At 52.4% G+C, this 12,161-nt stretch carries 11 protein-coding genes; 1 reads left to right on the plus strand and 10 read right to left on the minus strand.

Features of this window, described 5'->3' with window-relative positions; all coding sequences use genetic code 11:
* Positions 1-4: 4 nt before the first annotated feature.
* The 10 genes from kdpB to H8K43_RS05835 form a co-directional block, all read right to left on the minus strand.
* Complete coding sequence (gene kdpB / locus H8K43_RS05790; protein WP_186902944.1) at positions 5-2,086, minus strand: potassium-transporting ATPase subunit KdpB; 2,082 nt, start codon at positions 2,084-2,086, stop codon at positions 5-7.
* Between the two features lie 134 nt (positions 2,087-2,220).
* Positions 2,221-4,038 (minus strand): potassium-transporting ATPase subunit KdpA, encoded by a 1,818-nt coding sequence (gene kdpA / locus H8K43_RS05795; RefSeq protein WP_186902945.1) that lies wholly within the window; start codon positions 4,036-4,038, stop codon positions 2,221-2,223.
* Position 4,039: 1 nt separating this feature from the next.
* Entirely contained in the window at positions 4,040-4,129 is a 90-nt protein-coding gene (gene kdpF, locus H8K43_RS05800) for a K(+)-transporting ATPase subunit F (protein ID WP_186902946.1), read from the minus strand.
* Between the two features lie 318 nt (positions 4,130-4,447).
* On the minus strand, positions 4,448-5,224 hold the full coding sequence (locus H8K43_RS05805; protein WP_186902947.1) for a TorF family putative porin: 777 nt from the start codon (positions 5,222-5,224) through the stop codon (positions 4,448-4,450).
* A gap of 237 nt (positions 5,225-5,461) precedes the next feature.
* A complete protein-coding gene (gene panB, locus H8K43_RS05810; protein WP_186902948.1) occupies positions 5,462-6,274 on the minus strand; it encodes a 3-methyl-2-oxobutanoate hydroxymethyltransferase in 813 nt (270 codons plus the stop codon).
* Positions 6,275-6,406: 132 nt separating this feature from the next.
* Positions 6,407-6,904 (minus strand): 2-amino-4-hydroxy-6-hydroxymethyldihydropteridine diphosphokinase, encoded by a 498-nt coding sequence (gene folK / locus H8K43_RS05815; RefSeq protein ID WP_186902949.1) that lies wholly within the window; start codon positions 6,902-6,904, stop codon positions 6,407-6,409.
* Positions 6,904-8,265 (minus strand): polynucleotide adenylyltransferase PcnB, encoded by a 1,362-nt coding sequence (gene pcnB, locus H8K43_RS05820; protein ID WP_186902950.1) that lies wholly within the window; start codon positions 8,263-8,265, stop codon positions 6,904-6,906. Before pcnB ends, folK begins: the two co-directional genes overlap by 1 nt.
* Positions 8,262-8,945, minus strand: a complete 684-nt coding sequence (locus H8K43_RS05825) for a histidinol-phosphatase (RefSeq protein WP_186902951.1) — start codon at positions 8,943-8,945, stop codon at positions 8,262-8,264. The genes pcnB and H8K43_RS05825 overlap by 4 nt, the downstream gene beginning before the upstream one ends.
* 8 nt (positions 8,946-8,953) lie before the next feature.
* Positions 8,954-9,628 carry a DnaA regulatory inactivator Hda gene (gene hda / locus H8K43_RS05830; protein ID WP_186881581.1) on the minus strand — a complete coding sequence of 225 codons (675 nt, stop codon included), beginning with the start codon at positions 9,626-9,628 and terminating at the stop codon, positions 8,954-8,956.
* Positions 9,625-10,710: an AI-2E family transporter gene (locus H8K43_RS05835; RefSeq protein ID WP_186903040.1), complete on the minus strand. Its 1,086-nt coding sequence runs from the start codon at positions 10,708-10,710 to the stop codon at positions 9,625-9,627. Before H8K43_RS05835 ends, hda begins: the two co-directional genes overlap by 4 nt.
* Before the next feature lie 154 nt (positions 10,711-10,864).
* Between H8K43_RS05835 and purM the strand changes: the two genes are divergently transcribed.
* Positions 10,865-11,908, plus strand: coding sequence for a phosphoribosylformylglycinamidine cyclo-ligase (gene purM, locus H8K43_RS05840; protein ID WP_162020532.1), 1,044 nt, complete (start codon positions 10,865-10,867; stop codon positions 11,906-11,908).
* The last annotated feature ends 253 nt before the right edge of the window (positions 11,909-12,161 follow it).

Here is a 12,161-nt window from a genome sequence, read left to right on the forward strand (position 1 = left end):
CTTATTAAACCAGACCGAGTACGGTCAGAATGATGTCGATGAGCTTAATGCCGATAAACGGAACCAGCAGGCCGCCCAGACCGTACACCAGCAAATTGCGACGTAACAGGATATCCGCGCCTAGCGGACGATATTTAACGCCTTTCAATGCCAGCGGAATCAAAAACACGATGATCAGCGCATTGAAGATCACCGCCGACATGATGGCGCTGGCCGGGCTGGTCAGATGCATCAGATTCAGTGCGTTCAGTTGCGGATAGGTAGTCGCAAACGCAGCCGGGATAATCGCAAAATACTTGGCGACGTCATTGGCGATACTGAAGGTGGTCAGCGAGCCGCGTGTCATCAGCATTTGCTTACCGATTTCGACGATTTCGATCAGCTTGGTCGGATTCGAATCCAGATCGACCATATTGCCGGCTTCTTTTGCTGCCTGGGTGCCGCTGTTCATCGCGACTGCTACGTCGGCCTGCGCCAGCGCCGGTGCATCATTGGTGCCATCACCAGTCATCGCGACCAGTTTGCCATCGGCCTGATGTGAGCGTATCAGTTTCAGTTTATCTTCCGGCGTTGCTTCTGCCAGGAAGTCATCGACACCGGCTTCGGCTGCAATGGCGGCTGCGGTCAGGCGGTTGTCGCCGGTGATCATGATGGTTTTAATCCCCATTTTGCGCAGTTCCGCAAAACGTTCTTTGATACCACCTTTGACGATGTCTTTCAGTTCTATCACGCCCATCACGCGTTGATCGTCGGTCACGACTAATGGTGTACTTCCTTGACGCGAAACCTGATCAACGATGTCGAGTACCGCTTGTGGGAACTGCATGCCGGTTTCAGCGAATGCTTTACGCATCGCATCGACTGAGCCTTTGCGAATTTTGCGCACGCTACCGTTTTGCTGCAGATCGACGCCGCTCATGCGCGTCTGTGCAGTGAAAGGAATGAATTCGGCACCCAGCGACTGTATGTCTCTTTCACGCAGCTGGAATTTGTTTTTTGCGAGTATGACGATGCTGCGGCCTTCCGGTGTTTCATCTGCCAGCGACGACAATTGCGCGGCATCGGCCAGCTGTTCTTCAGAGACGCCGGACGCAGGATAAAACGCAGATGCCTGGCGGTTGCCCAGCGTAATGGTGCCGGTTTTATCGAGCAGCAGCACATCGACATCGCCTGCGGCTTCAACGGCGCGACCCGACGTGGCGATCACATTTGCCTGCATCATGCGGCTCATGCCAGCCACACCGATCGCCGATAGCAAACCACCTATCGTCGTAGGAATCAGACACACCAGCAGCGCGACCAGTACCGTGATCGTGACCGGCATGCCAGCACCGGATGCTTCCACGCTGAACAGCGAGAAAGGCAGCAGGGTCACGGTTGCCAGCAAGAACACGATAGTCAGGGCCACCAGCAATATCGTCAATGCGATTTCATTCGGGGTTTTTTGACGTTTGGCACCTTCCACCATCGCGATCATACGGTCGAGAAAGGCTTCACCCGGATTGACCGTCACTTTGACGATGATCCAGTCTGACAGCACGCGGGTACCACCAGTCACAGCACTGAAATCGCCACCGGATTCGCGTATTACAGGTGCGGATTCGCCGGTAATAGCGGATTCATCGACCGAAGCTACGCCTTCGACCACTTCGCCGTCAGCAGGAATTACATCATTTGCTTCAACCAGGATGAAGTCACCTTTACGCAGGCTGGAACCATTGACCAGGATTTGCGTTGCATCACGCTTAGCGGTCTGCAGTTTTTTTGCTCTGACATCCTGTTTTGCACTGCGCAGCGACTCTGCCTGCGCTTTGCTGCGGCCTTCTGCCAGTGCCTCGGCAAAATTGGCGAACAAGACGGTAAACCACAGCCACAGGCAGATGGCGAGTATAAAGCCAGCCGGTGCTTCGCCTTGGCTCAGGAAGGCTTGCACGGTCAGGGCGGTGGTGAGCAAACTGCCGATATACACCACAAACATCACCGGATTTCTCATCTGGACTTGCGGTTGCAGTTTGCGGAAAGCATCGACAATAGCTGGTTTTACAATGCTGGAATTCAGCAAGGACAGCTCGATTTTATGGCTCATTTTCTTCTTTCTAAACGAGAGACTTCTGCATATTCAAAGTGACGAATAACACTCCTGTTACCTTCCCTGCGCGGCGCTGGCGATGACGCCTTTGCGCTGCACAGGGAAGCACGGGACAGCGTTGAGCAGTTCTCTTATTGGGCGATCATGATCAGGTGTTCGACGATAGGGCCCAAGGCCAGCGCCGGAATATAAGTCAGTGCACCAACGATGACTACTGTGCCTAACAACAGACTCACGAATAAAGGACCGTGGGTAGGCAAGGTACCTGCCGTCGGTGTCAGACGTTTCTTGGCAGCGAGTGAACCGGCTATCGCGAGGATAGGTATGATGATCCAGAAGCGGCCGAACCACATGGCAATTGCCAGCATCACGTTATAGAAGGGCGTGTTGGCAGACAGTCCGGCAAACGCACTGCCGTTGTTATTGGCTGCGGAAACGAAGGCATACAGAATTTCGCTGAAGCCGTGAGCGCCTGGGTTGGCAATGCCCGCCTTGCCATCCGCTGCCAGCACGGAGATCGCGCTACCTGCCAGCACCAGCAAAGGGCCGATCAGGATAGAGACCGCAATCATTTTCATTTCGTAGGCTTCGATTTTCTTACCCAGATATTCCGGTGTACGACCTATCATCAGACCAGCGATAAACACCGCCAGAATCGCGAAGATCAACATGCCATACATACCTGCGCCGACGCCACCAAACACCACTTCACCGAGCTGCATCAGAATCATTGGCACCATGCCGCCCAGCGGTGTGTAGGAATCGTGCATGCTATTCACAGCGCCACAGGAAGCTGCCGTCGTGATGGTCGCAAACAAGCCACTGGCCGCGATACCAAAACGCGCTTCTTTGCCTTCCATATTGCCGCCAGCCTGAGACTGCAAGGCAGCGTCGCTTGCCATCTGATCGACGCCTAATTTGCTGAACATGGGATTGCCTTGCTGTTCGGCGGTGATCGCTACGCCGGCCAGGCAGACAAATAAAATCGTCATCACTGCGAAAATCGCCCAACCTTGACGCTGGTCGCCGACCATCTTTCCGAAAGTGATACACAGCGCTGCGGGAATCAGGAAAATCGCGAGCATTTCTAAAAAGTTCGAAAACGGCGTCGGATTTTCAAATGGATGCGCGGAGTTGGCATTGAAGAAGCCGCCACCATTGGTGCCCAGCATTTTGATGGCTTCTTGCGAAGCAACCGGTCCCATAGGTAAAGTCTGGGTTGTCGTACTTTGCGCTTCAGGCACAGCTTTGCCAGCAGCATCCAGCACAGGTGCACCGGTTGCGTCGACTTTAGGAACCGTGTAATCGAGTTTTTCAAGCAAATCAGCCGTTTTGTATGCATCGAAATTCTGGATCACACCCTGGCTCATTAAACCAGTCGCAAATATAAAAGCAAGCGGCAGCAGTATGTACAAAGTGCCGCGTGTCAGATCAAGCCAGAAATTGCCTATGCTTTGCACCGTATGACGCGCAAAGCCGCGTATCAGGGCAATCGCAACTGCCAGGCCAGTTGCTGCGGACAAGAAGTTTTGTACGCTCAAACCCAGCATCTGGGTCAGATAGCTCATCGTCACTTCCGGCACATAACTCTGCCAGTTAGTATTGGCGACAAAGCTGACTGCAGTATTGAGTGAGGAATCTGGCGTGATGCCTGGCAGGTTTTGAGGGTTCAGCGGCAGCGCAAACTGCAGGCGTTGTAAACCATACACTACAAAGACACCGAGCACATTAAATGCAAGTAAAGCGATCGCATAGTGCTTCCACGACATTTCTTCTTTTGTATCGATGCCGAAAATTTTATAGCAGAGTTTTTCCAGCGGCTGTATCAGCCAGGTCAGCGCATTTTTTTCTCCGCTCATCACTTTGGTGATGTAGAGCCCCAGCGGTACTGCGAGTACCACGAGTACGCCCATATACAGGGCAATCTGGAAAAAGGCAGAGTGATTCATTTTAAAATGCCTCCGGTTTCAGCAAGGCATACACCAGGTAAATCAATAGCAGCAGCGCGACGATGGCGCCTATGACGTGAAACAGGCTCATGCTTTGCCTCCGAGACGGTTGCAGCCCTGAACCAGGGCGAAACAGGCGACTGCGAATAGCAACAGATAGCCGAGATATAAAAAATCCATATAAACTCCAACGAGAATGGCTGAGTCATTACGATAGGGAAATTGGGGTAAAGATGTCGTATAGCTTGTATAAAGCGGTGTAAAAATTGCGTAAACGTGTGGTCGGGGCTAGCGCGCTTAGCGCTTGAATGCGGGGATGGCTTTACTTAGGTCTGAATAAAAATCGGGTGTCAGACCTGATGTCCTGACACCCGATTTAACGGTAGTGACTGCCTGCGTATTCGATAACTCAGAAGGTTTTACTGACGCTGACGACCAGGCTGTGTTTGCCCATGAATTTGCCATTCGCTGGCGAGGCGTAAAAGCTTTTATCAGCATTCGTGCCGATCGCGGCCAGGCTGAATGTCATGCCACCGAGCAGATTGACATCCTGACTGAGCCCGATTTTGTAATCGCTGTAGGTGGCTGCACTGGCATTGATGCCCTGAACTTTCTGGTAGCCCGCATGCAGATTCAGCGTCAGGCCTTCACGCAGTACGATATTCGCACCGAGGTCGAGGTAGCCGCTGTTTTTACTATCAACAATGCCGAACAAGGGGGTAAGGGCATGTGAATACTTGAGGTAGGCCGGACCGTAATTCAGCTGACCGTACAGCTCCAGGGTATTCGCATCTTTCAATCCCACCTGATCCAGTTTGTTACCAGCATACACATAGCCCAGTACGCCCACATCGTAGCTCAGGTCCTGACTGAGTTGCCCTTTTTTACCCGCATACACATCCCATTCCAGTGGCGTGCTGCCAGCGCCTGGCGTGTCTTTAATCCACTTAATTGTCGATAACCAGGTGCCAGCATACAGACCGGTAGGCGTATGGCTGAGATCGGCACCGCCTTGCAGTGCAGGTTCCAGGCGGGTCTGTGAAATGCCGCGGTAACGGTAATCACTGATCAGGCTGGCATTGAAACTCAGATCCAGATCAGGTTTCGCTTCCTGCGCCCACGCGGCAGAAGTGCTAAGGGTTGCGCTGCTCAGCAGCAAAGCGGCGTACAGTTTATTTTTCTTCATGTGAATTCCTTGATGGCGCTCGCCGGAATAGCGAACGGAACGCACAAGAGAATACGCATTCGCACATAAAAACAGTGCAAAGACCATTTATACGAGTATTAAGAAACTGTAAAAATGCAGCAGATTTGCTGTGTACTGAATGTTGAATTACGCGCTAGGGAAGGGAAGTTGAAAACTGCTGTTGTCAGCCGCATCGCTAACAACAGCAGTGATCCGAACACAGTCTGAAGGCGGTGTTCAGAACCAGTGTTCCGGCGCTGGGAAGCTTTGCGCTTTGACTGCCTGCACATAGGCGCTGACAGCCGCATCGATACTGGTCTGACCTTCCATGAAGTTCTTCACGAAGCGCGCTTTACGGCCAGGGAAGACGCCGAGCAAATCATGCATGACTAACACCTGACCAGAGCAATCCACGCCCGCACCTATACCTATGGTGGGAATATGCAGCGAGTCTGTAACTTCTTTACCCAGTGTCGCCGGAATGGCTTCCAGCACCAGCAGGCTGGCGCCCGCTTCTTGCACAGCAAGTGCTTCCGTCTTCAGTAATTCCGCTGCGGCGCTGGTTTTACCCTGCACTTTATAGCCACCCAGCTGATGTACCGATTGCGGTGTCAGACCCAGATGGGCACATACCGGTATCGCGCGTTCAGTCAGGAAGCGTATGGTCGGCAACAACCAGGTACCGCCTTCCAGTTTCACCATTTGCGCACCGGCGCGTATCAGACGCGCGGCATTCTCAAAGGCGGATTCCGGGGTGGCATAGGCACCGAACGGCAGGTCGGCCACGACCAGCGCTTTTTGATTGCCACGTGCGACAGACGCGGTGTGATACACCATGTCATCCACCGTCACTGGCAGCGTGGAGTCATGTCCCTGACTGACCATGCCAAGTGAATCACCGATGAGCAAAATCTCAACGCCGCAGCGATCCATCAGCGCTGCAAAGCTGGCGTCATAGCAGGTCAGCATGGTGATTTTTTCTCCCTGCTCACGCATGGTCATCAGACCCGGGATACTGACCGCTTTGCGGTCTTGCAGATATTCCGCCATTTTCTTCTCCAAAGGATGTTACTTTGTTGCTTAAGGATTTGTGGGCTGCTTCACCAGATGTCTCTCCGGCTATTTCATCGACAATTTCGTCAGTTTTTTTATTAAAACAAGCTCAGCAGCGGTCCCGCTTGTTTATCGCTGCGGCAAACGGAAAATACTTTGTTGTGCCACTGCGGGCAAATAATCCGCCGCAGCTCCGCGCCCAGGTATTTGTATGTCAGCCGCGATTTCACAAAGCGGCAGCAACACAAACGCGCGTTCCGTCATACGCGGATGGGGCAGCTGCAAATTCGCACTATCCAGTATCAGCTCACCGTACAGCAGAATATCCAGATCCAGCGTGCGCGGCGCATTACGATACGGGCGCTCGCGTCCGAAATCTGCTTCTATGGCCTGAATCGCAGTTAATAAATCCTGTGCAGACAAACCGGTATGCAGCGCCGCTACCGCGTTCACATAATCATCACCGCTGGAGTCAACTGGCGCACTGCTGTACAGCGATGAGACTTGCAGTAAACGCGTTTGTGGTAATTGCGCTAAACGCTGAGCCGCAGCCAGCACAGTGTCTGCTGCCTGCCCGAGATTAGCGCCCAGCGCAATGTAAGTCAGTTCCATAGAAGCCAGTTCCATTACTCTTGCGCTGCTGCGGTTTTCTTAGGACCGCGACGGCGTGGCTTACGTTTTTTAGCACCGCCCGCTGCGACTGCTGTCCGTGGCTTGGTATTGATCAGGCGTTCACGCGTTTCGGCGTCGCCTTCGATAAATTCTGTCCACCAGGTACCGGTTTCTTCATCCAGTTCACCCGAAGCACAGCGCAGCAGCAGGAAGTCATAACCGGCACGCAGGCGCTGATGTTCCAGCATTTTGTATGGGGTCTTACCTATGCGTTTTTCGAAACGCGGTTGCATGGCCCAGATATCACGCATATCGGCCGCCACTTTGCGCTGAATCGCGAGTGCATCGGTCTGACGGTTCAGCACATCATCGGCTGCCAGGTGTAAGGCCGGAATCGGGAATTCACCGGCTGCTTTATAGGCCTCCCATTTTTCCAGTACCTGATGCCACAGCAGTGAAGCAAACAGGAAGCTAGGCGACACTGGCTTACCTTGCTGTACGCGCGCATCGGTATTGGCCAGTGCCAGCGTCACGAATTTTTCGCCCATAGGCTGTTCCAGCACTACGTCCAGCAAAGGCATCAGACCATGATGCAAGCCTTCTTTGCGCAATTGCTGAAGACAGGCCATGGCGTGACCACTGGTCAGTAGCTTGAGCATTTCATCAAACACGCGTGCAGCAGGAACATTGTTGATCAATGGTGCCATTACCGCGATTGGAGCGCGGGTCGCATCATCGATCTGGAATTGCAGCTTGGCCGCAAAGCGGACGACGCGCAGCATGCGCACCGGATCTTCACGGTAACGCTCTTCCGGCACGCCGATAATGCGCAGGGTTTTTTTACGAATATCCTTGATGCCGCCGTGATAGTCGAGCACCGTTTGCGAAGCCGGATCGTAATACATGGCATTGATGCTGAAGTCGCGGCGCGCCGCATCTTCGTGCTGTTCGCCGAAGGTATTGTCGCGTAACACGCGTCCATGTTCATCGGTCAGCGCAGCTTTATCAGAAGGGCCACGGAAGGTGGTGACTTCCAGCAAATCCTGGCCAAACATCACATGCACAATCTGGAAGCGGCGACCGATAATGAAGGCGCGCCGGAACAGACGTTTGACCTGCTCCGGGGTCGCATTGGTCGCGATATCAAAGTCTTTAGGCTTGACCCCGGTCAGCAGATCACGCACTGCACCACCGACGATGAAGGCCTTAAAGCCATTATCCTGCAGCGTCTGCGTAACCCGGATCGCGTTGGCCGAAACCAGTTGCGGGTTGATGCCATGGTCTTTGGCACTCAGTATCACAGGCGTGGCATGGTCACTGGCCAGATGGCCGGATTTTTTAACGCCGAGGATTTTTCGTATAAATTTCTTGATCATTGTTTCTCAAACAGCTGGAGTAGAGGCCAGTTTTTCGCCTGTGCATGGGCCCGCAGCTTATCGTTGGGGTTGGTTGCGACTGGGTGGGTCACTGCCTCGAGTAAGGGAATATCGTTATGGGAGTCGCTGTAAAAATAGCTGCTGCCAAAATCACTGAGTTGTTTTTCTTGTTGATTCAGCCAATTCTGTAAATGGATCACTTTTCCTGCCCCTGAGCTCGGGACACCGATCAGTTTTCCGGTGATGTTATTGTTGGTATCTGTTTCAGGTTCTGCTGCGAGCAAATGCGCTACACCCAGCGCACGTGCGATTGGCGCCGTCACAAAGCGATTGGTGGCCGTGATGATGGCGATCAGATCACCCTGATCCTGATGTTTTTTCAGTAAATCATAAGCGACTGGTAACAGCGCAGGCTGTATCACTTCCTGCATGAACTGCGCATGCAGCGCATCCAGCTGTGATCTGGGAAAGCGTGCCAGCGTACCAAGGGCAAATTCCAGGTATTCGACCGCATCGAGTGTGCCAGCCTGATACTGGGCAAAAAAGTCGGCATTACGACGCGCAAATTCCTGCGCATCGACAGCACCGACGCGGCACAGAAACTGTCCCCACTCATAATCGGAGTCGATAGGAATCAGCGTGTGGTCGAGATCAAACAGGGCGATGTCAGCGGGTTTCATGGTCGTGTTCAGGGCTGTTGTTGCAGCATCAGTTCGCGCAATAAGGGCAGGGTGATAGGGCGTTTGGTGACCAGCGAATAATGATCTAACTGATCCAGCATAGCCGTCAGCGAGCTCATGTCACGCTGATAATGCGTAATCAGGTAGGGTATCACGCCAGCGGAGATCTGTATGCCACGTGCATGCGCCGCACGTTCCAATGCATCGATTTTGTCTTCGTCCGTCAGACCATGTAACTGATAAATCAAGCCCCAGCCAAAGCGCGTACGCAAGTCATCGCGCATGCTCAGTATCATAGGAGGATGATTGCCAGCCGCGACCAGAAAGCCACCGCGCGCGCGGGCTTCATTAAACAAATTGAATGCGGCAATCTGATTTAACGGTGACAGATGTTCACAGTCATCCAGCAGATACAGACTGACTGCCTCGCTGAAATCAAACGCGCTTTCAGGCGCATTGGCTGGTATGTAGCGGGAATCCGGATGGTCGGCCAGCGCATGCAGTAAATGGGTTTTGCCCGCACCAGGCTCACCCCAGATATAGACCGAGCGCTCGCCGTACTGACTTGGAATACGCTGCGAAAACAGTCCCAGCAATTGTGCCAGCTCTGCATTCTGGCCCACCACAAAGGTGGCCAGGGATGGCAGTTTTTGCGCATCCAGATCGAGAAGTAATTGCTTCATGACTGACTGTAAAAAGTACTGTTCAGGTAAGAGCTGCGCAAATGGCGTACCGCGACCGAAATGATCGCTGATGCCGGCAGTGCAACCAGAATACCGATAAATCCGAATAACTGACCAAATGCCATCAGCGCGAAGATGACGGTCAGCGGATGCAGACCGATGCGCTCACCAACCAGGCGTGGTGTGAGTATGAAAGACTCCAGCAACTGACCTATGCCATAAATGATGGCGACCGCGATCAGACCTTGCAAACCATCAAATTGCAAGACCGCGCCTATCAGCGCCAGCGCCAGTCCGAGGCCGTAACCTATGTAGGGAATAAACACCAGAAAGCCGGTGATGATACCGACCGGTATCGCCAGGTCAAAACGGGCTATCGACAAAGCAATCGAATAATAGGCAGCCAGCACCAGCATTACCAGTATCTGTCCTCGCAGATACTGCGCCAGCAAATCATCCACTTCCAGTAAGCCTGAGGTTGTGGCGCTGACCCAGCGGCGCGGAATAAAGTGCGACAGCCGCTCTAGTAAGGCATGCCAGTCCAGTAGCAGATAAAACAGCACGATGGGGATCAGCAATAAGTTAGCCAGCATCCCAAGTACCGCAGTACCGCCAACTTTGATGGAGGACAGGACGGCTTTACCGATCACATCGCCACTACCGGCCAGCTGTTCAGTCAATAAGTCTTTAATGCCAGCGCTGTCGAGGCGGATATTAAAGCCATGCGCTGCCAGTAAAGGCGATAAAGTCTGGTCGAATTTATCAAAAAAGCGTGGGATCTGCGCCTGTAACTGCGGAATTTCCTTTTGCAGAATAGGCACGATCACCAGTACCATGGCCAGCACCGCCGTGATCAGCAGCAAGATGGTGATGCTGGCGGCCATAGGACGTGGCAGTGACCATTTCTTAATCCGCCAGGCGCTTAATTTATCGACCCAGGGATTAAGCACATAGGCCAGTATCCCGGAGACCACAAACGGCATCAGCACCGGCCCCAGTAAAGCCAGTAAGACTACCAGCGCCAGCGCAACGCTGAGCCAAAGTAGTGACTGTTTCTGCTCTGTGGACAAAGGTATCAGCATATTCAGGACGGGAACCCCAGGATTAGTTAAGCTTTTGTTATGCATCGACCGAAAATCAGGTCAAGGCGCAGTCGTTTTGTTAAAATAGCGTTTTTGCCGCTGATTTCTGGCAATTTCTCTATTTTACCGCCTCAAGCCCCTACTGACGAATATCATGAGCACTTCTACCCCTGTTTCTCTCTCTTACGCCGACGCCGGTGTCGATATGGTTGCCGGTGATGCACTGGTCGACGCGATCAAACCATTTGCAAAACGTACCATGCGCGAAGGCGTTATGGCTGGCATCGGTGGTTTTGGTGCGATGTTCGAAATCAGTAAAAAGTACAAGGAACCGGTCCTGGTTTCGGGTACAGATGGCGTTGGTACCAAGCTGAAACTGGCGTTTCATCTGAATAAACATGACACGGTCGGTATCGATCTGGTCGCAATGAGTGTTAACGATATTTTGGTTCAGGGTGCTGAACCTTTATTTTTTCTGGACTACTTCGCTTGCGGCAAACTGGATGTGGCAGCAGCGACAGACGTCATCAAAGGCGTAGCTTTCGGTTGCGAGCAGGCTGGCTGCGCGCTGATCGGTGGCGAAACCGCAGAAATGCCTTCCATGTATCCGGATGGTGAATATGATCTGGCCGGTTTTGCAGTCGGTGCAGTAGAGAAATCCAAAATCATCGATGGCAGCAAAATTCAGCCGGGTGACGTGATCCTGGGTCTGGCTTCTTCGGGCATCCATTCCAATGGATTCTCGCTGGTACGTAAGATTATCGAAGTGGCCAATCCTGATCTGAACGCGGATTTCGATGGCCGTACTTTGGGCGATGCACTGATGGCGCCGACCCGTATTTATGTCAAACCTTTGTTGGCGCTGATGGAAACGCTGGAAGTGAAGGGCATGGCGCACATTACCGGCGGTGGTCTGGTCGAAAACGTACCACGTGTGTTGGGCGACAAATTGACTGCAGTATTGCATAAAGATGCATGGCCATTGCCACCACTGTTCTCTTGGTTGCAACAACACGGTGGTGTGGCGGATGCTGAAATGCACCGCGTTTTTAACTGCGGTATCGGCATGGTCGTCATTGTTTCTCAGGAAAATGCGCAGGCAGCAATGGAGCAATTAAGCGCCGCTGGTGAAACGGTATTCCGTATCGGTGAAATCCGTGCGCGTGATGGTAATGAGCATCCGACTATCGTAGTCTGAGCTGAAGTGTATTCAACAAAAAAAACCTTGTCCGTGGACAAGGTTTTTTTATGTCTGCACCTATGAATAGTGAGTTTTCCAGATGATGAACTATTGAGATATCCGTGTTTTTGTTTTGAATTACTTAAACGGAAACCAGGCTACTGTAAATAGGTGTTTTATTCAGTATGGTAAATTTCATACAGCTAAGAAAACTTTTTTTACAATTTACATCTATAGTCGTAGAATTTGCTCGCAATAGTGGTATTTGATT

The sequence above is a fragment of the Cognatundibacterium curvum genome, from assembly GCF_014284235.1.
Taxonomy (GTDB): domain Bacteria; phylum Pseudomonadota; class Gammaproteobacteria; order Burkholderiales; family Burkholderiaceae_D; genus Undibacterium; species Undibacterium curvum.

Bases quoted from the DNA above. Each gene is read 5' to 3' on its own strand.
- kdpA (WP_186902945.1), bottom strand. From the start codon at position 4,038: ATGAATCACTCTGCCTTTTTCCAGATTGCCCTGTATATGGGCGTACTC.
- panB (WP_186902948.1), bottom strand. From the start codon at position 6,274: ATGGCGGAATATCTGCAAGACCGCAAAGCGGTCAGTATCCCGGGTCTG.
- folK (WP_186902949.1), bottom strand. From the start codon at position 6,904: ATGGAACTGGCTTCTATGGAACTGACTTACATTGCGCTGGGCGCTAAT.
- purM (WP_162020532.1), top strand. From the start codon at position 10,865: ATGAGCACTTCTACCCCTGTTTCTCTCTCTTACGCCGACGCCGGTGTC.
- H8K43_RS05805 (WP_186902947.1), bottom strand. From the start codon at position 5,224: ATGAAGAAAAATAAACTGTACGCCGCTTTGCTGCTGAGCAGCGCAACC.
- kdpF (WP_186902946.1), bottom strand. From the start codon at position 4,129: ATGAGCCTGTTTCACGTCATAGGCGCCATCGTCGCGCTGCTGCTATTG.
- H8K43_RS05835 (WP_186903040.1), bottom strand. From the start codon at position 10,710: ATGCTGATACCTTTGTCCACAGAGCAGAAACAGTCACTACTTTGGCTC.
- hda (WP_186881581.1), bottom strand. From the start codon at position 9,628: ATGAAGCAATTACTTCTCGATCTGGATGCGCAAAAACTGCCATCCCTG.
- H8K43_RS05825 (WP_186902951.1), bottom strand. From the start codon at position 8,945: ATGAAACCCGCTGACATCGCCCTGTTTGATCTCGACCACACGCTGATT.
- kdpB (WP_186902944.1), bottom strand. From the start codon at position 2,086: ATGAGCCATAAAATCGAGCTGTCCTTGCTGAATTCCAGCATTGTAAAA.
- pcnB (WP_186902950.1), bottom strand. From the start codon at position 8,265: ATGATCAAGAAATTTATACGAAAAATCCTCGGCGTTAAAAAATCCGGC.